The sequence below is a fragment of the Prochlorococcus sp. MIT2302 genome, assembly GCF_059772385.1.
This window is the reverse complement of the sequence record NZ_CM186285.1, coordinates 1,483,534-1,507,754: the sequence shown is the minus strand read 5'-3', so window position 1 is coordinate 1,507,754 and position 24,221 is coordinate 1,483,534. Positions and strand designations below refer to the sequence as shown.

Genomic DNA, 24,221 nt, shown 5'->3' with positions numbered 1-24,221 from the left:
ATATGGAGTAATGAAACAGGTAAAACCATTTTGGACCATCTTAGTAAATTCAATCAAGCTGCGATTGGCAACCCAACAACTTGAGTATGATTTCCCCTCGCTTGCGTAACTCCAATAGTCCTCATTGAGGCTCCAATCATAGGTCTTCTATGACTTACGACAAGAAATTGTGCATGCTCAGCTTGCTCGGAGATTAAAGAGGCTAACCTTTCAACATTGACTCCATCCAAAAAACTATCTACTTCGTCGAGAGCATAAAAAGGGGAAGGTCTAAAACGTTGCAAGGCAAAAAGAAAACTCAAAGCAGTTAATGATTTTTCTCCTCCTGACATAGCCGCAAGCCGTCTTACAGGTTTACCTTTTGGATGAGCAACCAAAGTCAAACCACCTTCCAAAGGTTGATCAAAATTCTCCAGTTGCAAATGTCCATCACCCTCAGAGAGACTTGAAAAAATTTCACGAAAATGAATATCAACTGCCTGAAAAGCCTCCATAAAAGCTTCCTGACGCAAGGTTGAAACAGTCTCTATTCTGAGCAATAACTGTGACCTTTCATCGGTGAGAACTTGAAGTCTGTTTTCAAGTTCATTAAGTCTCTCTTCTAATTTGGCCAATTCTTCCAGTGCAAGCATATTCACAGGTTCCAATTCTTCCATCTTTTTCTGCAAAGCGTTCAAGTGAGACAGTAAAGCCTCTAGCCCATGATCTCTAATTTCATCTGAGATCATGGGCATTGGATTTGGAAGCTTTTTCTCTAATTCACTACATCTAATGGTTTCCATACGCATTTCTTCCTTCAAGTTTTTTTGATCTTCCCTTAAACGTTGAAGACTCCATTTCATGTCTTGTAAATTCAATCTTTTTTTAGCTACATCAGCTTCTACACAATCTCTTTCTTTTCGTTGTTCACCAAAGCGAATTTCTAAATCTTTCTGTTGATTGATCAAATCTTGACGATTAGTGTTGAGTAGATTGCTTTGCTCACGCCAAGCGGTATGAGCAGATGCAAGATTATCTATGGAATCCTTTAAACGTTTTTCTTCGCTGATTAAAGAAGCCTCTTGATCATTTAATCGATCAATCGCAAGCTTGTTTTGGGATTGCTTATTTGAAATCTCATCTCTTTTATTTCTAACATCAAGAAGATTTTTATCAGCATCTTCTAAATCATTTTGTAATTCAGACCAAACAGATGCGTCACTTGATTTTTCTATTGTTTTCTCTTCCTTCTCAATTTCTGATAAAACGTCCTCTAAAGGTTTAATACTCGAATTAATTGATTCTAATTGAAATAGCTTTTCTTTTTTAGATTTTTTCAGATCGTCAATCCTTTTTGAGCGATTACTTTGGCGTTCCAATAAAGGAGAATTTGATCTTTTAGAAGTTTCTCTTTCGGCATCAAGTGCTGCTTTCTTTTGTTCTAATGTACTTAGATGAGTCCTCAGATTATCTAGCTTATGGATTAGTTGACTTTCGTTTTTTTGACAATTGACTAAGGTCTCGCCAATTTCTAATAATCTAATCTTCAATACATCACAATCATCGCTATCTTTTGCTCTTCCAAAACTCAAACCCAAGGCTCTATTATTTAAACTTCCACCAGTCATTGCACCACTCTTTTCTAACAATTCACCTTCTAAAGTGACAGCTCTTTTTATGCCAATTTGATCACGAGCTGATGACAAGTCACTGAAAACAATTGTCTCACCAAATACATACAAGAAAACATCTTTATATATTGAATCAAATTGAACCAAGTCAATAGCCTTTGCAATTAAGCCAGTATTTTTATTGAGACTAAGGTGAACAGATCTCTGAAATACATCGGACCTATTTTGAGAGTTTTTTAAAATCTTATTAAGAGGTAAAAAAGTTAATCTTCCAGCTCTTTTTCGTTTTAAAAGATCAATTGATTTTGCAGCAATTTGATCATTATCAACAACAACTTGCGCAAGTCGTGCTCCAGCAGCGACCTCTAAAGCAATTCGATAACGATCTTCAACTTCGCCTAAATTCGCAACAGGTCCATGTATACCTTCTATCCCAGATTTTAATAATAAAGTTATTGCATTTGTCCCTCGGCTTTCAGATATAATTTCTTTCCTACTTTCTAAACGAGCAATATCATTTTGAAGCTTTACTTGTTCCTTCTCTAATCTATATTTAGTGCGCTCTTGTATGCCTTTCTCAGAAACTAATTCTTGAAACTCTTTTTTCTTCATTGATATTGAACTTAAAATATTATCCCATTCCTTATTCAGATTATTAATTTCTATATGAACTTTATCATTGGATGATTCATCAGTTTTCTGATCAGTTTCTAATTCTTTTAAAATAACATTCAATTGCAATAAACTTTCTTCAATATTTTGTTTCTCTAGTCTTTTAGGATCTAATTCCAATCGGATTTTTTGAAGTTCATTTCTGGCTTTCTGATGTTTTTCTATCCATGCACCAGAACGACCTGCCACATCTGAAAGTTTCCTTCTAGAAGATTCAACCCAAGCCTCCGCTTCTTTACATCTTAAGTCAGCTTCCTCTAAATCTTTAGGATTAATCTCATTCAACTTAATTTGTAAATCAGTTTGATAATCTTTTTTTCTCTGGATTAGATTATTTCTAGATTCCTGTAATTTTTGTCCTTCATTTTTATGTGCAAGACCTTGTCTTTCTAGCTCTCTATGTTGAGATTCAATTCCTGCTAGTTTACCTTGAACTTCGAGCAATTGATCTTCACCAAGTTCTTTCACATTTTTTTGTAAAATATCTAATTTTTCTATACATTTACTTAAATCATTTTCATTTTTAAGTAACTTTTCTGCATCTAATTTTTCTTTTTTAATTAATTCCTGATGATCAATATCTAATTTTTCCAACCCCTTTTTTGCATTTTCATACGATAAAACCAACTCTTGGGTTCTGCCAATTAATAATTGATTTTTCAGATCTTTATATAAACTTGCTTTCTCACAATCTTTTTGCAAACGCTGCTTGGAAAGAATAAGTTCCTGTTCAACAATGCGACAACGTTCTTGCCTTTCATAAACATCATCTAACTTTGTACGAGTTTGATCAATACGAGCATCAAATAGTGCTACCCCAGCAAGTTCGTCAATAAGCCCTCTACGGTCTTTATTACTCATAGAAACAATTCGAGTAACATCTCCCTGCATAACGACATTGCTCCCTTCAGGATCGATCCTTAGGCGCCTTAATTGGGTTTGTAATTGCTGCAAGTTACAAGTCTGACCATCTGCGCTGTAGGTTGAAGCATATGATCCTCCCGGCATAACCTTTAATTTTCTTGATACTGTCCATTCTTTTTGATTAGGCTTAATCCAAGGACCTTCCTGAGTAGGTTCTATTCCCTCTTCGGCATCATCGGGCTGCCAATCAGTTAAATCAAATTTAACAGTTACTTTTGTTTCTGAGGATTTTCCAGCTTTTAATACGCCACTATTAACTAAGTCGGGTAATCTGTCAGCTCTCATACCTCGACTATTTGCAAGGCCTAAACAAAATAAAACCCCATCAAGAATATTACTTTTACCTGAACCATTAGGACCTGTTACAACTGTAAAGCCCTCTTCAAGTGGAATCGACATCGATCCACCAAAGGACTTGAAATGAGACAAATCTACGTGGTTGATATGGACCAATAGAATGCATCCACAATAAGAATGACGTTAGCGAAATATGAGAAAAACTCAAGCCTTTCTGATTTACAAGAAATAATTAATATCTTTTGCTGAGAATTTTGAAACCATTTTCATCAATTATCAAATTAGATTCCACCTTTCCCCACTCTAGCGATAAATTTATGAAACTATTCTCAACAGATGGTAGAGGTTCCAAAACAATACCTTTTTTAATTCTAGTTGCAAATCCCCGATTACCAGAAACAACCTTTTCTTCAATATCTAGCCAATAAAGATTATGAGGAGCGATATATACCGAAGTTACATAAGGTCCATCCAGTAATGGGATTTTATTCAAGCGCCAAGTTCTACAAAAATCTTTATCTTCTAAAAGAAAATCAAAGTGAATACCAGCTTCATCGTCCGGTGCCCCAGTATGTCTTAATAAAACCCACCTAAAAAATTTTTCATTTCCAAAAGTATTCAATTTTTTAAATAATTCAAAGCTAACAAATAATTTCCCACAAAAACATATCAGGAGGAAATCTCCAAAATACAAATTGCTGAACGATAAACCTTTTAGCTTTTTGCCTCAGGTACAAACCTTAGAGCAATCAAAAGAAGACTTCCAGCGCCTGCTATTGCGGCTAAAACTAGGCCAAAATCAGTAGGGATTGTATTAGAAGCAAAAATCATTGATGAGATTCCGACGCCCATGGGATGTTTAAGAGATATGCATGACGTTTAGCACTATACGTATTCAAATAGCAATATTTGTAAGCAAAGACGACGAAAATTTCTCATGAAATTATGGAGTTCAAACATATAAAAATAAAAAAAAAAAGATTCTTTTAAAGGAACTTTAAAAATTGAACCGATTAAGGGGTTTCTATTAGAGCAATATCTCTCTATTCTTTAATAAACCTTTAGGTTTATGGAATCAGTGAATTCCTCGTTTTCTGCAACATCAAATTCAGTCGAGGCTGAAAAAGCTATTTCTGAAAAGTCTCCAGAGCAATGGTTCAATGAACAATTTGATAATTTATTGCCAAAAATTCAAGAACGATGGCCAGATTTAGCCAAACAAACATTAGAAGCAACTAAAGGAAGTCTCGAAGATTTAATCAATGTCATATCAATACACTCAGGGAAAAACAGTTTTGGAGTACGAGAACAACTGGAAGAAATTTTTCATTCTGCAACTGACACAACTAGAGGGCTAGCAGAGACTTTGGAACCTCTCGAGAAACAGCTTGAAAACCTTCTAGACGAATTAAACAGTACGCTAAGACCACGAATTGAGAAACCAGTAAGAAAAAGGCCCCTCCTAGCCATAGGAATTGCTGCTGGAATTGGAGTTTTATTTGGCATACTGCTTGGCGGAGGCAGAAGAAATTAATGACCAACTCAGAACGCAAAAAAGGAATAGGAGCTGCAGCAAGAGTTACTGCATTAGCAAGTTCCGTAATGGACCTTCATGTTCGCATTGCGCTGCAAGAAATGGACAGGGAAAAACGCCGACTTATAAGTGGGTTGATTTTCTTGGCTAGTGGAGGGGTGCTGATGTTATTTGCCTTACTTGGTTCTGAATTATTTCTTGGATATTGGCTCAGAGACTTATTTGAAATAGACAATAAATCAACAATTTTAATTTTAGTGCTTATAAATCTTGTGTTGGCGGGGATGAGTCTCAGAATTGGAGGATATCTAGCAAAAGGTCCTTACCTGCCAGAAACATGGGAAGGAATTGCAAAAACCACAAAAGCTGTTTTAGGAAAAAATTAAACTAATTAATTTTATAATTCAACCACCTGCAATCGATAGAACCATTATTTACTTGAAAACGTTGACATGCTTTCATCCCCAAATGTTTACTTAGGTGTGGATTCCCATTAAGTAACCAAAGATCCCAGCCAGAGGCTTTTTGTTTGCAATATTGACCTAGTTGTTGATAAAGCTTAGCTAGTTCATTTTCATTTCCTATTCTTTTCCCATAGGGAGGATTACAAATTAAAAGTCCTAGCCCAGGGGGTAATTGAAATTCTTGAAAAGGACAGTTGAAAATTTCTATATAATTTTCCAAGCCAGCTTTTCTTACGTTATCAGTAGCGGAAATGTAAATCATTTTATCAACTTCGCAGCCAATTATTTTAGGTAATTTCTTATTTAAGGGTTTCATCTTCTGTGCCATTTTTAATTCTTTATCCCATATAGAGATATCAAAATCCGGCCAATTCTTAAATAAAAACTGTCTATACAACCCAGTTGGGATTCCAAGCAACATGCTTACCGCTTCAATCAAAAATGTTCCAGAACCACATAATGGATCTACCAAATTAATAGTTCCATCCCATTCAGTCATTCGAATTAAACCAGCAGCTAATGTTTCCTTTATTGGAGCCATCCCAACAGCTGGTCTATAACCTCTTTTGTGAAGACTCGAATTACATCCATCAACACTCAAAAAGGCTTGATCATTTGACAAGTGCAAATGAAAACAAATATCTGGATTATTTAAATCGATGCTTGAACGCGAACCCCATCGTTCTCTTTGTAAATCAATAATTGCATTTTTTACTTGCAAAGCAGTGAAATGAGTATGTGATAATCCTGCTCCAAATCCAGTGACATCTACTCGAAAACTTTGCTGAGGGTGAAGCCAAGTTTCCCAATCAATTGACCTTTGAACACCGCTATAAAGTTCATGCGGGCCATTGCAAGGAAATCTAAAAATCTCTCTTAGAAATCTAAAAGACAATCGAGATCGCAAATGTATTCTGTATAAACAAGCCATATCAGCTTCGAATGATATATGCCTTCTTGAAGCTTTAACTGATTTAGCTCCAAGTTCTATCAACTCTTTTGCACCCTCTTTTTCAAGACCTTGAGAAATAGATGCAACAATTTTCATTGCTTTTTTAATTATTTAGAAAGGACACAAAAGTTCTTTGAACACTAATCGATTAATTCCAAAAGATCTGCCAGAATGTAAGTGTCTATTTTCCAATGGACTAGGTGATTCACACCAGTATCTCGGACAGCGGTTCGATTCCGCTCAGCTCCATCAATGGGGCTGCAATGGCTTCGACGGGGTATCAGGCGAATGACTGAAGCCTGCTCGGTCAGAGCAAAACCATAACTGCTAACAACATCGTTAGTTTCTCCCGTCAAACAGCCCCTGTTGCTGCTTGATCTTTTAGGAGATGGGGTTAGGTCAGCCTTATTACCCAATTGATCCACGAGGCCTGCGAGGGCCTCACTCTCATTCCAGCAGAACAAGTCTCATAATTAGCTGCTTCTAGAAATATCAAAGTCATGACAAATCTTATGACAAATAGTCATAAAGGACTGACTGAAGTCAGCCTAAGTGAAAGCAAAGTATGGTCAATAAGAAATTGAATTCAACTATCTAGACAAGGCTGTTTCCTGTTGTCTGACGAGTTCAAAAAATTCTTGTTTTAAGCTTGGATCGTGCCTGAAATCACCTCTTACAACCGAATTAACCATGCTGCAATGTGATTCTTTGACACCTCTTAATTTCATACAATAGTGATCTGCTTTAACTATGATTCCTAATCCTTGTGGCTCGCATAGTCGTTCTATCTCATCAGCAAGAATCATCACAGCTTCTTCTTGAATATGTGGCCTAGAAAAAACCCAATCTGCAACTCGAGAAAACTTGGATAAACCAATCACTCTTTTCCCAGGTTTAATTCCAATCCAACAATTTCCAATAATTGGTACAAAATGGTGAGAACAGGCAGACCTAATAGTCATAGGTCCGACAGTGTATATCTCATCTAAATTTTTTACATTTGGGAAACTTGTAACTTTTGGTTGTTTATGATATCTGCCCTTAAAGACTTCATTGATATACATCCGAGCGACCCTTTCTGCCGTCTCTAATGTGTTGTGATCATTATCAATATCAATAATCAAACTTTTTAATAAATCTCTTATTCTATCTGCAACCTCAGCTTCTAAATCCTCTATCTCACCTGGTTCAATATGATCAGCGATATTGTCATTAGCGAAAAAAGAAACGTTTTTCTTCAAAAGGCGAGAACGAATTACTTCTGAAGTTAAATGCTGAGAAAGCGGATTAAAATTATCGTCAATTTCTTCAATTTTTGTAGTAGAAGTCATAAACCCTTATTGAGGAATCAATAAACAATCAACCAGCTAATGACACTAACATATTGAGACCACAAAGCGAGACACAAAGGTTGCTTGAAAGTGTATTCATCTATTGATCCCTATAGATTAGAAAGTGCACTATTCAAGTAGGCGCAATGTTTTTGAAGCCATTAAAAAGGACTGACCTAGATCAGCCCTTCGGCTTCCGATCCCAATCGGCTGCAAACAAACTAATTAACCTTCAACATTAGTGAGAGTAGGAACTCCCTCAGCGGCTGCCACAACAACCCACATAACTGATGGTACTTTTCCATTATTAGCCATGGTATGAGGAGGAGTATCAGCAGATAAAACGAAAGAATCTCCCTCCATGAAAGTTTTACTCTTACCTTTCTTAGTCTTTAGTGTTAATTGACCTTCATCGATATAACCAGTTAATGGTGCCTCATGAAAATGAAGAGGGACAACGCCACCTGGTTGAACATCAACTTTATAAAGCCTCATTTCACCTTTACCTACAGGGTATGTGAAAGATTCTCCGTAAATTGGTTTTGTGCTTGTGAAAAGTTCTTGTACATCTACAGGAGGCTTCTCATCAACTGCCATAGCAATCGGCGAATAGCTCATCAAGGCGAAAGCCATACAGGCTAAAAGGCTGAAGATCTTTTGAAGCATTAATTTTTAATTGAATGAATCTTGATTGTATCCACTGCGAAAAATTTGAGAAGTCTAAATTAATACAAATAGGCTAGGCGATAAATAGATCCAGAAAATGATCTTATAGCTTGTGATTAGCCTAGATAAATCTTTTAAAAGTACAAACTTAGCCCCAAGAAACAAACATGCATGACAGCTAAAAGTGCCACTTCTTAATTCCTCCTGTAAGAGCTAAAGATTTATTTCTATAAAGCCTTCATTACCAAACTAGAAAAGAAATAATTAGATACAAAACAATAGAATATCTTCATAACTACATAACAAATAAAAAATTAAAATGATACTATTATCTATAAAAACATATGTAATTAAGCTTCTATAAGTTATAAAATAATTTTTTAAATAAAAAATTATTTATATCCTTATTACTTACAATAATTTTTAATAAGTAATTAAATTCATAAGAAATATTCTGATAATATCTTATAAAATAATTTAACCCATGCATTTAACTATTTTTGCTTTAGCTTCATCCGATTGGGGCATTGCTAGATTTACAACGGACTCTTTTGCTTTAATCGCATTAGCAATATTGGTTACACTTCCTATCAGCCTACTCAAGGACAAAGTCGGCTTCAAAAATCTATGGGCAACTGGAAACGCACTCTCTAAAAAATAAATCAATTTTTTTCAATTTATTATCTATTTATAAATTAGAGTCAAGAATTATACAGTTATAGATTTGTTGAATAGATTTAGGACATTTTTGCAAATAAGTCCTTGTGATAGTCCACAACATTTTGACAGCTGATAACCGGAGTAATTTCCATATCAATACCAAACTGAGCTCTCCATGGTGCAAAATGTTGAAAAAGTTCCTTGTCACCATTTGCATTGCAGAGAATCACAACGCGACCCTCTCCAGGTGCATGGACACGGAAAAGCATTTCAAACCCATCGAATTTATCTTGTTTAGACATCTCTCCATTTTCCCAAAATTCTACAAACTGTTTATAAGCAGCAATTTGATTATCAATATCAGTGAACTGACAATCAACTAAATAGAGTTGCATTAGGGGTGAAGTAAAAACTAACTTTAGCTGGAATCAAAAAATAAATTGTTGATATATCGATCAATAAACAAATGATGTTATTAAAAGAAGACAAAAGCCATAGAAATTCCTAGTCAATTATTTTTATAGCCGAAAAAATTACGCTCCGTCTCTCATAGATTAATAAACTCTTCACGGAGAGTTGAAAAATCCATTCGAGAATAAAAATAAACACATAAGAATCAGAGGGCCTACTCCAAATACAAAGAGAACAATTTTTGCAGTTCTTGGTGTTGTCTTATTTTCTTCAATTGCTTGAGTTATTTTAGAAGTTACTTTTTTCTTTGATTTTCGACTAGGCATTTCTGAATATTCTTACAGAAACTATAATAGCAATAATAAATTAAGATTGATGGACTATCAGGGAAAGGAATTACAATTAATAAGGTAATAATTTATTGCATCTAAAGTGTAATGAAATCAATTCAAAAAATTCGTTCGATATTTGATGATTTAAATATTTTCTTTTACCCTACTTGCATTGCTAAATGATAACTTCAAAAATAAAGGTTAATCAAGTTCTTGAATAATCTTTTCGATTGTTCTGGCAGTATCAAACCAATTAAAAGATTCAGCTCTTGCTGGACCTTCTTGAAGAGCCTGTTCGAAACATTTTCTATCATCTATAACTGCCTTCATAGCCAAAGAAATTGATTGAATATTAAATGGATTCGCTAAATAACCATAATCTCCAAGAATCTCAGGAAGAGCGCCTCTATCAGATGCAATAACTGGCGTTCCACAAGCCATTGCCTCAAGAGCTGGAAGGCCAAATCCTTCCCAAAGACTTACAATAATGAGTGCATGACATTCGTTTAATAACGATAATTTTTCATCATCATCAATCCAACCTTTCCAAATGCACAAATGTTTTAGATTATATTGATGAATTAATCTTATAAGCCCTGGTGTATATCTCTTATCAAAAGGACCTACAAAAACAAGCTTATAATCATTTATTTTTGCATATGCAAATGCTTGGATAAGCCTATGCAAATTTTTATGTGGATTATGTCTGCCGATAATAAGAAAAAACTTTTCTCGATGTTTTTTTATTGGATAAAACTTTTCATTATCAAATCCTAATTTAATTGGAAATAATTTATGCATAGGCACATTATAATATTTATTTAAATCATGAGCAGTAGAAATAGAATTACATAAAATTAGCTTTGATTGTTTTAAAATCAAAGGAATATAAATTAAATGGTATAAAGTTAAAAATGATATCGTAGGATACCTAATTGGTATTAAATCATGAGCTAAAACAACAGATTTAATATTAGTAAATAATGGAGCTTCCAATAATGGTGATAAAAAATATTCAGCATTTAAATTATTCATTAATTTTGGAACAGAATTTTGAAGCCAATACAACCTTCTAAAATGGCTTTTGATACCTGTACCGGGAGCTAAGTTATTAGGTATATAAATATCACCTGTGATACCGATATCTTTTGGAATAAGTGTAGTGATTTTATGGGGTGAAAAAGAATTTAGTAAATCCTTAGAAACGACTCCAATACCTGTATTTTTTTTTGTAATGTAGCTCCCATTAAAAACTATAGAAGTCATGGTTATAATATACGCATTGAGATTTATCTTAGATAATAGTCATTGAAATGTTTAGAGCAAACTTTTTTTTAAAATTTTTTAAATACAATCAAAACACTAGTTGTGATATTGTAAAATATAATTCAAGTGAGAATTTTTCCTTACAAGATCAAATAAATACTAATATTATAGAGATAGACAAAAAAATATCAGAAAGTAGCAAAGCCCTTATGGAGGCAAAAATTGTACAATTGCGATCCACATTCTCAAGATCAAATAATTTTATAGAGCAGATTGGAAAGAATGTATATAAAACAAAATTAGAGGAGTCAATTATCTGGCATCAAAAAGAACTGAGAGAACTATATCTTAGACGCAAAGAGCTGCAAATAAATCTAGAAAAAACTCAAGGTATATTTTGGTTGAATCAAATCCAAAGATTTCTGAGAATTATACTAATAGGATTTTTCATCTCTTTAAGTCTAATTATCTTGTTGTCTGGTTTTATGATTATGATTTATTTATTACCACTTATTATATTAATCTTCTTGGTTAGTTTAATAGCAAATAAAAGATATTAATTGATTTTGAATATAAAATATACTGTAAAAATTCTTAAATTAAAAAAAATTAATCATCTCTAAAAAATAATTTCACCAAATTTTCTTTGTAAAATTCAAAGCTTTACCCTAAAAGACTGAGAACCAAACACCCAACGAACTGGCTGAATCGGCATAAACAATTTCTCAAAAGTAAGTAATTTTATTAAATGATTGGCACAAGCAAAACATATCGTCTATTGATGCGCCTACTTAAGGCACTCCCGGTTAGAAGAAGAAGGTCTCTATTGAAATTAATTCCTGTAGCAGCCCTGACTGGATTAATAGATGTAATTGTAGTTGGAATTGTTTCTAGATTATTTACTGTTTTTATAGGCCAACCCAATCAACCACCCTTACCATTTCAAACTTTTATACCTGAAGACCCGAAAACAAAAGTCATTATTTTAGTGGTTATATACATAGGGATGAATTGGCTGGCATCATTTTCTAAATTATTTCTTAAAGCAGCCCAAGAAAGACTGAGAGTAGCAGTTTGGCGAGACTTATCAGAATTAGCACAGAAAAAATTACTATCTCAACCATATGAATTTTTCTTGGACAAGAAAAAATCTGATTTATCATCAAAAGTTCTAATAAATATATCTAGAGTCTCAGAATTTTTAGTAAGGCCAATCCTTCAAATTTCTAGTGGTTTATGTGTGATTGCGTTTATATGTATTGCTGTTCTTCTCATAGCAAAGTCGATAGCTCTTTATTTAATTATTAGTCTCTTAATTTTTTATATCTTTATTTCGTTATTTGTAACACCTTTTATAAGATATTCTTCTCGTCAAAGAATCAAATTAGAGAAAGAAACAAACAATATTCTAACTGAGTCAATGAGGACAATTATCGATGTGCACCTCACTGGCTCAGAATCATATTTTGAAAAGAGATATAAATTAGCAGGTAAAACCTCTTTCCCTTTTATTTGGAAAGCTGAAGTTTTACCTGAATTTCCTAGATCATTAATAGAGCCATTTGGTATTACATTGATTTTTGCAATTGGTCTTTTCCCTTACATAACTGGGCAAAACACTTCAATACTTATTGAGATAGTTCCATTTTTAGCAACAATTGCAGTGGCTGCCTTAAAACTAACTCCTCCATTACAAGATTCCTTTAGAGCTTTAACTTCTATGCGTGCATCAATTCCTGATTTAGAGGAGATCCTGAAATTAATAGAACTTCCATCAAGTCGATTAACGAAAAGGTCAATAGGAGTTCCCACCAAAAAAGGCATTGAACCTAGGAATAACATCAAGCTTGAAAAAGTGAGTTACAAATATCCCAATAGCAAGGAATACACCTTAAAAGATATAAACCTTACTATCCCCATTGGGGCAAGAATAGCTTTTGTTGGAGAAACAGGAAGCGGAAAAACCACCACAGCCAACCAACTACTATGTCTACTTAGACCTACAGATGGAAAACTGTTATTAGATGGGATTAAAGTTAATGATACAGAAGTTCCAGCTTGGCAGGATTGCTGCTCTTATGTTCCACAATCAATTACTTTGTTAAATAGCAATATTATTGAAAATATCGCATATGGATTAGATAAAGAATTAATAGATCTTAAAAGAGTCTGGGATGCACTGAAGGCCGCTCAATTAGCAGAGTTAGTATCAGATATGCCAATGGGTCTAAATACATCAATTGGTGACAATGGCATCAGACTATCTGGAGGACAAAGACAAAGATTGGCCATAGCAAGAGCTTTTTATAGGCAATCAAAATTATTAGTTTTAGATGAGGCGACTAGCGCTTTAGACAACAGAACAGAAGCAGAGGTAATGGATGCAATTGAAATTATAGGTAGAAGATGTACGATAGTAACGATTGCTCACAGATTATCTACGATTGAAAGATCAGACTGTATATATGAATTTAAAAACGGGAGAATCAATGCCTTTGGAGATTATCATCATCTACTAAAAAAATCTAAAACTTTTTATGACATGGTACAAATAGCAAAAAAAACACACAAATCAAATATATAAATTACATACATCAAAAAATATTTGAAAAAAAATCCAAATTTAAAAAAGTAATTTCAAGTCTATTAAACCTTTATTTGAAAGATACAGCATTAAACCTGTTCCAATTATTGATCCAGATATACCTCCAAAGAACCCAAAAAATAAAGTACTCAAATTTTTCCCATCGGTAGTAGGTGATTGAGTAGAGATAGGCAGTTTTTCAACTACTTTTAAGCGCTCAGTAGCTGGTCTTCGACTGGTTTGTTGATGTCTGACAAGTGCTTCGAAATCTGGCATTGAATTTGTTTAGCGATGGAGCAATAGGCCGACCAACCCGACATTCGCCTGGGATCGGATCGACCTTTATCATCTACTGCATCAATTACGGCGGCGCCCTGATTTTCTGCTTTATCAAAAGCTGATAACAAAGGAATCTCACCTTCTAAGACCGTTAAATCAAATTTTTCTAAAGCCTCTCTGGCTTCATTCGCAATTCGCTTTTGGCGACAATCAACCTTAACTAATAAAACTGCATGAGGAATATTTAACTGTTTTAATAAAGATGCTAATTCGACAGTTAATTCAACCGATCTAGCTTTTGGGGCAGTGGGCAAAAGAACAAGATCAGACCCAGCTGCTAAATGTTTTAACTCTTCTTCATCAGTACTCGCTTGACCATCAGTTATCACAATTTCTGATAATCTCGTAGCCTTAGCAGCTGCTTCTACAGGGACTATGTTGAATTTGAGATTACCTCTTGATCCATAAGCTAGAGCCGATCGATTTCTATCAGCATCAACTAGACAAACGTTTTTTCCTTGAGAATTCCAAACACTTGCCAAATGAATTGAGGTACAAGTTTTAGCTACTCCACCTTTTTGACCACATATAGTTATGAACAAAGGTAGGAATCTATATCTAAAAATAATTTGCAGGATTTAATCACAAAGTCAAGTAGCCAAGCAAAGATCAATCAAGTAATACTAATAACAAATGGTTAAAACATAAGAAATACATATATATATGTATTATTTTGTATTTTTTTATACTTTCTTCTGCCATAATTCATAAATTAGTCATCAAAAGTAAATATTTATCCTTGCAAGAAGTTTTTTCTAATGCATATTTAATAATATCTACTAGACATATAAATGTTCATCGAAAAGATTTTATTAAATACAAAAAGAAAACTTTCTAAGATTTCTAACATTTTCAATAAACACGAAAAAAAATTATCAGATAGATTCGAAAACATAACATCTATTCCAGGGATAGGAACAAAAAACTGCAATAATTTCTATAAAGCTGGATACATGACGCCAGAATCAATTATCTCAGCATCCGATGAGGAACTGTTAAATATCCCTGGAGTTGGTGTTAGCTTTATTCAAAATTTACGAAAAACATTAGGTAAAATATAAATAGTAAAAAATTGTTTACCAAGGTAAAATCTCACCATTGGAATGCCAAAAAGTCCCAGTATTCTCAAGTGTAAGTTCATCAATTCTTTGAATCAATCCTTTGACAGATTGTTCAGGCTGAATGCCATTTGAAGTAAAGCCAGTCATTCGAGTACTTACTAAACCTGGATGTAAAATTGCCACCGCAATGCCTTTGGGCTTTAAATCAACAGCTAAAGATTTACCAGCCATACATAAAGCAACTTTAGACATCCTATATCCATAAGACCCGCCAGAACTATTATCTTCTATTGAGCCCATACGACTACTTATTAATGCTATTTTTGCGGAATCACTTAGACGGCTTAGCATAGTTTGTACATAACAAAGAGGACTTAAAGCATTGACCTCAAATTGATGAAGAATACTTTGAGGATCCAAATTTTCAAGAGAAGTAAATTCTGCAATTCCAGCATTTTGAATCAAAACGTCAATTTTAGTATCATCTAAATTTTCTCTAAGCTTAGTAACTGAATCTCCAGAAGTGATATCAATATTCGTTTCAACTCTTACTGACAAGGCATTCAATTCGGAAGATGCCGATCTACAAGTAGCAATTATATCTTCTCCTCTAGCTTTCAATTGACGAACAAGTTCTAAACCAATACCTCTATTGGCGCCTGTAATTAGATAAGTAGACAAAATAAGCTTTAATCTTTCACAAGATTAAAACAAAAAAATAAAAAAACCGAGAAGCATTAAAATTGCGACAAAAAAGGTATATAAAAAAATTGTTGATAATTAAAAAAAACATGATCAATAATTTTGATCTTCATAAATAGAATCGCAAAAAGCTGCTGAAGATCCAGAAAGAATATTTGGACCATATAAAAAAGCAAATCTTGTTTTACGTGTTAAATCTCCTGACAGACGAATACAGCAAAAACCTTTTTTTATTACAAGTAATCGCCAAAACTCATTCCAATCTATACATTGGTCAAAAATTTCATTTATATATAAAGTCTTATCTGAAGAATTGATTCCAAATCTTAATTGGTCTCTGAGAAAAAAGTATTTTGCTAATCTTTCATTTTTAGAAATGATCAAACCAAGATAATTAGTTTTATTTAAATCGTAATCTAAAGTTTCTAAATAATTAAAAATCTGAGCAATATCAATGTTGCTAAAAGCATGATGTTTTAAAGTTTGTAACAGAGACCAGTTCCTTGACATTATTCCAATATTTTACTTATTTTATAGTTTAAATCTAAAAATTGATAAAGGTAAATTAAATTAAAGTTTAATAAAAACAATTTATCTTCATCAATTGAATTTAAAAATTTTCTTTTCTTTGAGAAATATTCTCAGAGCCACCAATTCGTGAATTTATTGCAAGTTGATAAGTCTTTTCATGAAGACTTTGATCGGTATTCCCAACTATGATTTCAGAATCAAACCAATTGTCATTTTCGAAAGATTTGGTAATTTTTTTTATCCTATATCCCAAATTAAGGTAATTGTGTGAAAGTTTTCTCCACTCACCATTTTTCTTACGATAGCCAAACTCAAAATAATACTTACCCTTATTTATAGGAATAGGGAATGAAATAGAAGATTGAAATTTACTTACCTGAATCTCTTTCATAATACAAGTTGAATTATCTTTATTGCTATTATTACTAATATCAAATAATCTAATTGCATAAAAAAAACTTCTACTAAACTCAATCCTGAAATTATCAACCGGGCTGATCTCCCAACAACATTTGATATAACCATTGCCAAGATTATTAACTGTTAAATTGCTAAAGCTATTAGTTACTTTATTTAAAGTTTTCCAAAAATATTCTTTTAAGTTTAAATTTAGAGAAATTTTCATTTTCTTGAAAATTATTTAGTATTATAATTAATTTTTGTTTTTTTACCATAAATTTTGTTATAAAGAGTTTTTGTGCTCAATACATAAGAAGATAGCTGAGATATAAATAGATAACACAAATATTTTGATGAGCACAAAGTATATCGAATTAGGCTGCTTGGGTCTCCTGCCTTTCAGTAAGCATTGAATCTACAAAATCCACAGTAGCTCTTCTAGATGAAATATTGCTTGTCTTCCAGTGATTAATTAAAGTTTTCAACTCGAGTATCCTTTGTTCTGCAACTTCAATCTTTTCTTTATTGTACATTGAAATAAAAAATTTACTTTTATAATTCACTCTAGCCTTTATAAAATATATATCAAGAGATAAGAAAAAAGTCTTGAATATGGGCAAATATCATTAGAAGATAGATATTGATCAAAAATTGATTAATAAAAAAGCCAGGAACATAGTTCCTGGCAAGTTAATTAATAGATAAAGATAACTATATAAATCTATTAATAATAAAACCCTTCAAGGCAGGAGCAATAGAACTGACAAATCTTCTCATTTCCATTGACTCTTGACCGATTGGTAGATACGACAATGGATCACCTCCTTAAATAAACATAAATAAATAATAGCCAAAAAATTCTGTATGTCGGTAAATTTGGTTACAATTCTCTGAAAAACGAAGATTTTTCGTGTAATTAGTAATCCAATCTTTGTGGCTAGGTCATAAGCTAATTAGTTTATGGTTTTAGAAGTAAATGATAAATAATTCAAATATATTTTGAATTTATCAAGATGAAAAATAAATAAATAAAGTAGAAATAGTCCTCTATGACGCGTTAAGAAGAATAAGTCGCTAAAACAATATTCCTATCTTTATTCAGATGAGTCAACTAATCTTTGGCGGTTTACTTTCCACACCCGCTCCAACTGCTCCTATTATCGGTGTCGCATCTATTGTTTTGTTTGCAATCGTAGGACTCATGGTCGGTCCTGATTATGATGGCATGAATGCTCCTGCACTAGATACCTCGAAAAATTCGGATAAAAACTGACAGCTATTGAATTAGTTCTGAACTATCTTAAAAATTGTTCTCAGTTAATAGATTAATCCTTATCTATTAACTGATTTTTTTTAGTTAAAAAATCCCTGGTATCATCTGACCAGTAGTTGCGTAAGCTCCAATCCCTGCGACTATGCCCAACATAGCCATCAATCCGTTGAAACGTTCTGCGCCTGAGTTCATGAAAATATAAAAAAATAAATCATAACCAAATCAACAAGTTGATCGAGAGCGGAATACCGAACGAACTTACCCGAAAAAACATTAAAAGGTCTAAAGGAAATTTAATTTGACAAAGGATTAGAGGAAATTCCTGAAGTAACTAAAAGTACACTTTGCAAAATCAGAAGAATAGATAAAATTTCCACAATGAGAGATACATAGATAATACAATTGTACTATAAAAGAAAGAAATGCCAAGTTTCATCAGTTAGAAAACAGAAGATAAAAAATTTGAAAATCAGGCTTCAAGCACCTCTTTAATTCACATGACAGTAATGCCAAAACAATCAATTAATGAATTTTGAATTTACGGCAGAACTCACAAACTACTTACGAAAAATTCATCCGTTTTAATTGGACTTTATTGGAATGTCTCCGGAAAATTGACATAAAAATGAAAATTAGAAATATTGAGAATTAAATACCTATATTACAGATAGCGTAAGTAACAACAAGTCATGTCCCCAAAAAATGTTTTAGGTACTGAACTCAAATCTTGTAGTTGCAGTCCTATGACAGGGTGGTATCGAGATGGGACATGTAGAACAGATTTATCTGATAGAGGAATCCATACGGTCTGTGCTGTCATGACTGAGCGATTTCTTACATACAGCAAAGCTCAGGGGAATGATCTCTCTTCGCCTCAAATAGGATTTCCAGGTTTAAAAGAAGGCGATCGCTGGTGTCTTTGTGCTCCTCGATGGAAAGAAGCATTTGACGATGGAATGGCTCCTATGGTTGATCTTGAAGCAACAGAAGAAAGTACACTACAAATAATCAAAATAGAAACCTTAAAACAATTTTCATACAATTGACTGGCAATAACATTTTTAAAGAAATTTCTGCGTGATTAATTAACCTTAAAATATTATTCTTTATATTTTAAAATAAGTTAGTACAGCCTAGAAAATTAAATATTAATTTTAGATCAAAAAAAGAATATTAAGACTCAATAGACATTAGAAAAAATTTATAGAAATACAAATTAATTATAAATTTTAACCAACCTAACTTGCACTTCATATATTTCAAGCTAGAAAGAATAAAATAGATAATTACACATGTTGACTACATCTTCTCGTCTTCGAATACAAGAAATATTAAATAGACTTGCTACGGGAGATCAAGTCACTCTTCAAGAAAGAATTTACATCAATAAATATGCGGCAAAGAATCAAAATGTATCTAATTGGCTTAGAAAAGCCTCACTTATCCAACGAAACAAACATCTATCTAATCCAATAGATAAATTACTTAATGGACTAGATCTATGTTCAGAAGAACCTCATTCAACATACGATCCAAGCCATGATGATCTAGGAGAATGGTTCTCTGGAGCACCTTCATGGGTTAGAAGAAGCTGAGACTATTACTCAAATAATAAAACCAACTTGGATCGATACTTAAATATTCAGGTAAAGCGATTAAGCAGCTTCCTCTTCTTTTACATTCTTTTCTAGCTTTAATAAATCTACAACATTAGAACTGATCGGTTTAAAGTCCTCCTCCTTCGCAGAGGAAATAGAATCCTTCATCAAAAGTTTTATAAGTGCAGTCATAGATGAAGTGAGCAACTTTAAGCTCTCTAAAATATTTTCCAACTCTTTCGTAATCTCCTCTTGATGCTTTCCTTTACTCATTAATGTTGAGAAAGTCCAACCCGCCAGACCCAGAAAAAGCAGAAAAACGACCGTAATCATAGTAAAAATTAATATTAATCATATATATCAACTACTCATAAATAAAGCAAGTCAGAAATCATATTTTCTTCGAAAATATGATTATTCTAAAATATTTTAAAAATCATCAGTACTAATTTCGAAATTTTCGAATCATGACTAAAAAAGATTTAAAGAAAATAGATTCAGTTAATCAATTTAGCCAATCTGATTGCACTCATCATAGCTGTCTCTAATCCTGAAGTAGTATTGAAATCAAACCAATCTCCACAAAAACCAATTCGACTATTTCGGGACCATTGTAACTGCTTAGGGAGTAGGGTGTTAAGAGGTTGAGAAGCTCTCCAATCCATTTTATCTATAAGTCTTGCCTGTAAAAATAAGTCTAAAAATCTTGGATGATTTTCAAAAACTGATCTCAATGAATTAGCAACACTATCAGTATTAATATCTATTAAATTATTAATATAGAAGCAGTGCAAAGCAAAAATCATAGAACCATCAGATTGCCTTTGAAAAATAATTCTTTCAAAATTTAAATTATCCATAATCACTTTTGAAAAGCGTATATGTAAATATTGATGATTAAAATTTTTTACTACTGAAAAATTGGAAATATGGAAAATATAAATTTTTCTACTTATATAATTTTGTTTACTTATTTCTCGTAATACACAATCAATGACCTTGTCTTCACCTGGGGGCAAAGCATCCCTCAGTGGTACCGAATTAATCTGCAAAATATCTAAGCATCTAGGATGTGCTATTAAAGAACTTGATAGAATAAGATTTTTAGATTTGACAAACCTCCCTTGATTAACTTTTATCTCCCATAAATTATTAATGCGTTTAATTGATTTAGTCAGTGTTTGAAATAAAAAATTTATTTTTTTAGGGTTAATAGATTGATTAAGTATTTCCTGAGAAAAATTTATCATAAAAGGTAAACTCCTGTAGTATCGAAAATTATTAGATTCATTCCTTATCTCACCAAATTGATTGATCATTAAAATATCATTTGATATGTCTACCAATTTTCTTGAAGTTATTAATGGTGCAATTAATTTAAGTATATCTTGTGATGTTTGTTTGCTAAAAATAATAGATGGTAATCCATGATCAAATTCAAGAATTTGATTTTTCCTGGATTTTCTTGTTGTAGCTCTACCACCAATTCGCCTGCCATGTTCAATTAACATTATGGAAGCGTCAGAAAATCTTTTGTTTAAAAATGATGCAAACGTACAAGCAGATATACCTGCGCCTATAACTATAAAATCATAAACTTTATTCATCAATTTGGAAGGTATAATTCACGACTACTAGCAATTTCTCCTTCTTCTTGAAAGAAATCTCTTAAATTATTTTCTTCACTCTCACTTAAATAGTTCCCACAATCGTTTCGAATTCTCTCTACGGTAAATTCCCATAGATCCTCAATAAATTTTTCATCATCTGGAAAAGCTACAAATTTTAAGTAAGTATTATTTAATGCAAACTCACTTGAAGATTCTGTAGAAAAACCCTTTTCCTTTACTTCGCAAAATTTACTGGCAAATCTCTTACCTACGGAATTTTGAGCTGCTGTTAAATCAAACTCTATAGCTTGAAGAGATGATACATGTAAGAAGTTAAGAGAAAAAAATCCTATAGTTATTAATATAAATAATTTTTTTTTAATTATATTCATAAATTGCTTTTATAGAACCAGAGAATAGCTTTTAAAAATCAACCTTGAATGTTATTATCAAATTGATATCATTCAATTAAATTATATAGAAAAAAAAAAAAAGTGTCGGCAATTGATTGAAATCAATAAACAATTAGTCTCTGAGTGTAATCTTATTAATCAATTCCATCAACATCTATAAATACGGTTGATACTTTTTTCAAGAATCGAATTAAGCAGCAGCTTAGGGTAATACATTATCTGATCATATTCAATTAATGTTTCTACTGTTGCTTCTCTCAGCGTTCCGGAATCATGGGTTATCTAAGAAAAAATTTTTTACTCTCCCAGATCATTCAATACTACACGAACCAATTATTTACAAAGATTCTCAAAAAGTAGAGAGATAAGAGGCATTTGACTAAATCAACATCGTCGCAAATTTTATTTTTATAAGGTTGAAGAGATTAGTGAAAAGGATTAAAGCATTACGACTTTTTTTAGTCTGAGATCCTCCACTGTAGGGTCAATTGCCTATGTTGTTAGAGATATCACAGGTAAAAACATCGGCTATGAGAAAATATTAAGACTATCTGACTCGTATTTTAAACGTCTACTTATTAAGAAGAGTTGCATTATTCAATTATGATCAACTCTACCCTATCAAAAATAATGAGAGAGATTTAGCCTAGGCTAAATTTAACAAATGTTGGGGAGATTAATATCTCGGATCAAACCCATCTCTACAGAGTGTATAAATGACTCGCTTGAACTATTAGTTTATGCTCACTGCATATAAGAGGAGCATTAAGATATTATATTCTCTAAGATTTATCTTAATCAACTGAGAAAAATCAACTATTTATTTAAATAACAGGTTTTGTGTAAATCAATAAATAGATTTTTCTCAATCTTAAAACGATCCAATCGTTTTACACTATATACTTATTGCCTTAGATTGATTATACTTTAGTGAAGAAAGTAAAAAGTCTAAAATGAATATCAATTCTATTTTCCTTATTCTTATATTAATAGCTACTTATTTAAATTTATATTTAACTTTGCATAATAAAAGGCAAAAGAAAAAAACAAAACTACCCATATCCTCTAAAGAGTGGAGAGAAAAAGTAGAGGATGAAAACTTTAAATCTTGGCTTTCCAATCGAGAGAGATTAAAAGACAAAAGAAAAGGAAACATCAATCACTGATTTTTATTAATTCTGAAAAGTTTATTAAAAAATTCTAAAAGGAAACATCATTCGTTTTCTTTTCTTACGGAGATCTTAAATCGAATAATTATTAGACCTATGTATTACTATAGTAATTATGGGATATTTAACTTATGGTATCAAGGAATTATAAATGATTATTTAATTCTAACCATGTTAATTTAATCCTCAGATTAACTCGATGTACCAGTAAAACAAAACCCATTCTTGATACAAAAATCATATGCGAATAATTTTAATGATTCAGGCATCTCCTGCCATTGCATTTCCTCAAGTTTGTTTAATTGATCTATGCTCACACTCTCTTTAACAGCATATTCCTCCATCATATTTCCCCAGCTAGAAGAGAAGTTATCTAGATAAAAAGCTTTCTGATTCTGATTAAAAAAATTAATTATATCTTCTTTGGTAACTACTTCTCTGGATAGTTTCTTGTAATGTTCAAACTCTGAGGACCAATCTGGTGTTAGATTTTCAGACATCAGTAAACCTATTTAATTCATTATTGTAGTTTACTAGGTTCATAATCATGATTGGAATGACCAAATGAACATAATGATTTAAGTGAGAAATATTTGATAACTCGTTCTGTGATCTCCAATTAATGTTCTCTAAGAATTAGCTCAAAAAATCTAGCTAGAGTACTTAAGATTAATTTTAACGAGTAGGCAGCAATTGCAAACAAATTTTGTTATTGCTGCAATAGCATTAACGACTCAGAGTAGCTTTTGTTAGCTTGGTTGAGCGAATTGATATCTATTACAATTAATAAAACCTAGTATTTGATTACTCTATGCAAATAAAGAGCTTAGATGGATGTCGATTGACAATTGGCTCGTATCCACCATTTATCTATAATGCTTGTGGTGGTGGAGGCAAAGCGACATTATTTCCTAGCAAGAAAAATAATCTTCTTAATATAAGCTTTTCATCTAAAACATTTTTAATACCTCCTCTTACTTCAAAAACAACAAAATTTTTATCTCTCCCATTACCACCAGGTTTAAAGATCGAAATGTCTATGGATCATCTAGCAGGTACTATTGATAAGAATTCTGGAGAAGTATTATTAAAATTTGAATCCCAATTTCTTTTTAGCATTGGAGCTATTATTGAATTTCCTGGGTTAATAGTTAACACTTTGCTAAAAACAGGCAAAGTAAAAAGTCAATTACATGAAGGAGAAGGTCAAGTTCTTCAAAACAATGGCAAAACAAAGCTAGTAGGTATTTCCATAATACCTAAAACTGGAAATAAAATCTTAGATACCTTCCTAGGTCTTCCTAATGAAGCACTAGCAGAACTACAATGCGAAATAAAATAATATATACACCAAGACAACAATCAAAAAAGAATTATGAGTTTCATATAAAAACAAACATAGCTATAAAAAAGGCAGTAAAAC

Annotated in this window: 27 protein-coding genes; 9 read left to right on the top strand and 18 right to left on the bottom strand. The window is 32.4% G+C overall.

What is annotated here, in order from left to right; translation table 11 throughout:
* Nucleotides 1–53 precede the first annotated feature (53 nt).
* The 3 genes from smc to AC6EI2_RS08665 all read right to left on the bottom strand — a co-directional run bounded on the left by smc (nucleotide 54) and on the right by AC6EI2_RS08665 (nucleotide 4,355).
* Nucleotides 54–3,659, bottom strand: coding sequence for a chromosome segregation protein SMC (gene smc / locus AC6EI2_RS08675; protein WP_498461949.1), 3,606 nt, complete (start codon nucleotides 3,657–3,659; stop codon nucleotides 54–56).
* A 76-nt stretch (nucleotides 3,660–3,735) separates the two neighbouring features.
* Entirely contained in the window at nucleotides 3,736–4,125 is a 390-nt protein-coding gene (locus AC6EI2_RS08670) for a hypothetical protein (protein ID WP_498461948.1), read from the bottom strand.
* Nucleotides 4,126–4,217: 92 nt separating this feature from the next.
* Nucleotides 4,218–4,355 carry a hypothetical protein gene (locus tag AC6EI2_RS08665; RefSeq protein WP_498461947.1) on the bottom strand — a complete coding sequence of 46 codons (138 nt, stop codon included), beginning with the start codon at nucleotides 4,353–4,355 and terminating at the stop codon, nucleotides 4,218–4,220.
* Nucleotides 4,356–4,581: 226 nt separating this feature from the next.
* On the opposite strand from AC6EI2_RS08665, the gene AC6EI2_RS08660 reads away from it, so the two are divergent.
* Both AC6EI2_RS08660 and AC6EI2_RS08655 read left to right on the top strand, forming a co-directional pair.
* Complete coding sequence (locus AC6EI2_RS08660; protein ID WP_498461946.1) at nucleotides 4,582–5,037, top strand: ElaB/YgaM/YqjD family protein; 456 nt, start codon at nucleotides 4,582–4,584, stop codon at nucleotides 5,035–5,037.
* Nucleotides 5,037–5,423 (top strand): phage holin family protein, encoded by a 387-nt coding sequence (locus AC6EI2_RS08655; protein WP_498461945.1) that lies wholly within the window; start codon nucleotides 5,037–5,039, stop codon nucleotides 5,421–5,423. The genes AC6EI2_RS08660 and AC6EI2_RS08655 overlap by 1 nt, the downstream gene beginning before the upstream one ends.
* 1 nt (nucleotide 5,424) lies before the next feature.
* Here AC6EI2_RS08655 and AC6EI2_RS08650 read toward each other — a convergent pair whose 3' ends face one another.
* The 3 genes from AC6EI2_RS08650 to AC6EI2_RS08640 all read right to left on the bottom strand — a co-directional run bounded on the left by AC6EI2_RS08650 (nucleotide 5,425) and on the right by AC6EI2_RS08640 (nucleotide 8,417).
* Nucleotides 5,425–6,549 (bottom strand): THUMP domain-containing class I SAM-dependent RNA methyltransferase, encoded by a 1,125-nt coding sequence (locus AC6EI2_RS08650; RefSeq protein WP_498461944.1) that lies wholly within the window; start codon nucleotides 6,547–6,549, stop codon nucleotides 5,425–5,427.
* Between the two features lie 494 nt (nucleotides 6,550–7,043).
* Nucleotides 7,044–7,784 carry a GTP cyclohydrolase I gene (folE, locus tag AC6EI2_RS08645; RefSeq protein WP_498461943.1) on the bottom strand — a complete coding sequence of 247 codons (741 nt, stop codon included), beginning with the start codon at nucleotides 7,782–7,784 and terminating at the stop codon, nucleotides 7,044–7,046.
* A gap of 225 nt (nucleotides 7,785–8,009) precedes the next feature.
* Nucleotides 8,010–8,417 (bottom strand): cupin domain-containing protein, encoded by a 408-nt coding sequence (locus AC6EI2_RS08640; RefSeq protein ID WP_498461942.1) that lies wholly within the window; start codon nucleotides 8,415–8,417, stop codon nucleotides 8,010–8,012.
* 517 nt (nucleotides 8,418–8,934) lie between these two features.
* On the opposite strand from AC6EI2_RS08640, the gene AC6EI2_RS08635 reads away from it, so the two are divergent.
* Nucleotides 8,935–9,111 (top strand): hypothetical protein, encoded by a 177-nt coding sequence (locus tag AC6EI2_RS08635; protein WP_498461941.1) that lies wholly within the window; start codon nucleotides 8,935–8,937, stop codon nucleotides 9,109–9,111.
* A gap of 76 nt (nucleotides 9,112–9,187) precedes the next feature.
* Here AC6EI2_RS08635 and AC6EI2_RS08630 read toward each other — a convergent pair whose 3' ends face one another.
* Entirely contained in the window at nucleotides 9,188–9,505 is a 318-nt protein-coding gene (locus AC6EI2_RS08630; protein WP_498461940.1) for a DUF3303 domain-containing protein, read from the bottom strand.
* A gap of 549 nt (nucleotides 9,506–10,054) precedes the next feature.
* On the bottom strand, nucleotides 10,055–11,119 hold the full coding sequence (locus AC6EI2_RS08625; RefSeq protein ID WP_498461939.1) for a glycosyltransferase family 4 protein: 1,065 nt from the start codon (nucleotides 11,117–11,119) through the stop codon (nucleotides 10,055–10,057).
* Nucleotides 11,120–11,867: 748 nt separating this feature from the next.
* Between AC6EI2_RS08625 and AC6EI2_RS08620 the strand changes: the two genes are divergently transcribed.
* The gene (locus AC6EI2_RS08620) at nucleotides 11,868–13,703 is read left to right on the top strand and encodes an ABC transporter ATP-binding protein (protein WP_498461938.1); all 1,836 of its coding nucleotides are present in this window, start codon (nucleotides 11,868–11,870) and stop codon (nucleotides 13,701–13,703) included.
* Between the two features lie 209 nt (nucleotides 13,704–13,912).
* Here AC6EI2_RS08620 and AC6EI2_RS08615 read toward each other — a convergent pair whose 3' ends face one another.
* Nucleotides 13,913–14,584 carry a nucleotide-binding protein gene (locus AC6EI2_RS08615; protein WP_498461937.1) on the bottom strand — a complete coding sequence of 224 codons (672 nt, stop codon included), beginning with the start codon at nucleotides 14,582–14,584 and terminating at the stop codon, nucleotides 13,913–13,915.
* A 249-nt stretch (nucleotides 14,585–14,833) separates the two neighbouring features.
* Between AC6EI2_RS08615 and AC6EI2_RS08610 the strand changes: the two genes are divergently transcribed.
* Nucleotides 14,834–15,103, top strand: a complete 270-nt coding sequence (locus AC6EI2_RS08610; RefSeq protein ID WP_498461936.1) for a helix-hairpin-helix domain-containing protein — start codon at nucleotides 14,834–14,836, stop codon at nucleotides 15,101–15,103.
* Nucleotides 15,104–15,118: 15 nt separating this feature from the next.
* Here AC6EI2_RS08610 and AC6EI2_RS08605 read toward each other — a convergent pair whose 3' ends face one another.
* From AC6EI2_RS08605 to AC6EI2_RS08585, 5 genes are all read right to left on the bottom strand, one after another.
* The gene (locus tag AC6EI2_RS08605) at nucleotides 15,119–15,784 is read right to left on the bottom strand and encodes an SDR family oxidoreductase (RefSeq protein ID WP_498461935.1); all 666 of its coding nucleotides are present in this window, start codon (nucleotides 15,782–15,784) and stop codon (nucleotides 15,119–15,121) included.
* 114 nt (nucleotides 15,785–15,898) lie between these two features.
* Entirely contained in the window at nucleotides 15,899–16,315 is a 417-nt protein-coding gene (locus AC6EI2_RS08600) for a hypothetical protein (protein WP_498461934.1), read from the bottom strand.
* Between the two features lie 100 nt (nucleotides 16,316–16,415).
* The gene (locus AC6EI2_RS08595; RefSeq protein WP_498461933.1) at nucleotides 16,416–16,961 is read right to left on the bottom strand and encodes a DUF4912 domain-containing protein; all 546 of its coding nucleotides are present in this window, start codon (nucleotides 16,959–16,961) and stop codon (nucleotides 16,416–16,418) included.
* A 148-nt stretch (nucleotides 16,962–17,109) separates the two neighbouring features.
* Nucleotides 17,110–17,268, bottom strand: a complete 159-nt coding sequence (locus tag AC6EI2_RS08590) for a hypothetical protein (RefSeq protein ID WP_498461932.1) — start codon at nucleotides 17,266–17,268, stop codon at nucleotides 17,110–17,112.
* An 824-nt stretch (nucleotides 17,269–18,092) separates the two neighbouring features.
* On the bottom strand, nucleotides 18,093–18,200 hold the full coding sequence (locus AC6EI2_RS08585; RefSeq protein ID WP_498461931.1) for a high light inducible protein: 108 nt from the start codon (nucleotides 18,198–18,200) through the stop codon (nucleotides 18,093–18,095).
* A 497-nt stretch (nucleotides 18,201–18,697) separates the two neighbouring features.
* Between AC6EI2_RS08585 and AC6EI2_RS08580 the strand changes: the two genes are divergently transcribed.
* Nucleotides 18,698–19,054: a DUF2237 family protein gene (locus AC6EI2_RS08580; RefSeq protein ID WP_498461930.1), complete on the top strand. Its 357-nt coding sequence runs from the start codon at nucleotides 18,698–18,700 to the stop codon at nucleotides 19,052–19,054.
* Between the two features lie 246 nt (nucleotides 19,055–19,300).
* Nucleotides 19,301–19,603 (top strand): DUF8638 family protein, encoded by a 303-nt coding sequence (locus AC6EI2_RS08575; protein WP_498461929.1) that lies wholly within the window; start codon nucleotides 19,301–19,303, stop codon nucleotides 19,601–19,603.
* 60 nt (nucleotides 19,604–19,663) lie between these two features.
* Here the strand turns inward: AC6EI2_RS08575 and AC6EI2_RS08570 are convergent, their stop codons facing one another.
* From AC6EI2_RS08570 to AC6EI2_RS08560, 3 genes are all read right to left on the bottom strand, one after another.
* A complete protein-coding gene (locus tag AC6EI2_RS08570) occupies nucleotides 19,664–19,879 on the bottom strand; it encodes a hypothetical protein (RefSeq protein WP_498461928.1) in 216 nt (71 codons plus the stop codon).
* A 224-nt stretch (nucleotides 19,880–20,103) separates the two neighbouring features.
* A complete protein-coding gene (locus AC6EI2_RS08565) occupies nucleotides 20,104–21,213 on the bottom strand; it encodes an NAD(P)-binding protein (RefSeq protein ID WP_498461927.1) in 1,110 nt (369 codons plus the stop codon).
* Nucleotides 21,213–21,608, bottom strand: coding sequence for a hypothetical protein (locus AC6EI2_RS08560; protein ID WP_498461926.1), 396 nt, complete (start codon nucleotides 21,606–21,608; stop codon nucleotides 21,213–21,215). The genes AC6EI2_RS08565 and AC6EI2_RS08560 overlap by 1 nt, the downstream gene beginning before the upstream one ends.
* A gap of 974 nt (nucleotides 21,609–22,582) precedes the next feature.
* On the opposite strand from AC6EI2_RS08560, the gene AC6EI2_RS08555 reads away from it, so the two are divergent.
* Nucleotides 22,583–22,795 carry a hypothetical protein gene (locus AC6EI2_RS08555; RefSeq protein ID WP_498461925.1) on the top strand — a complete coding sequence of 71 codons (213 nt, stop codon included), beginning with the start codon at nucleotides 22,583–22,585 and terminating at the stop codon, nucleotides 22,793–22,795.
* 194 nt (nucleotides 22,796–22,989) lie between these two features.
* Here the strand turns inward: AC6EI2_RS08555 and AC6EI2_RS08550 are convergent, their stop codons facing one another.
* Complete coding sequence (locus tag AC6EI2_RS08550) at nucleotides 22,990–23,298, bottom strand: hypothetical protein (RefSeq protein ID WP_498461924.1); 309 nt, start codon at nucleotides 23,296–23,298, stop codon at nucleotides 22,990–22,992.
* A gap of 311 nt (nucleotides 23,299–23,609) precedes the next feature.
* Here AC6EI2_RS08550 and AC6EI2_RS08545 point away from each other — a divergent pair, with 311 nt between their 5' ends.
* Nucleotides 23,610–24,140, top strand: coding sequence for a hypothetical protein (locus tag AC6EI2_RS08545; RefSeq protein ID WP_498461923.1), 531 nt, complete (start codon nucleotides 23,610–23,612; stop codon nucleotides 24,138–24,140).
* The last annotated feature ends 81 nt before the right edge of the window (nucleotides 24,141–24,221 follow it).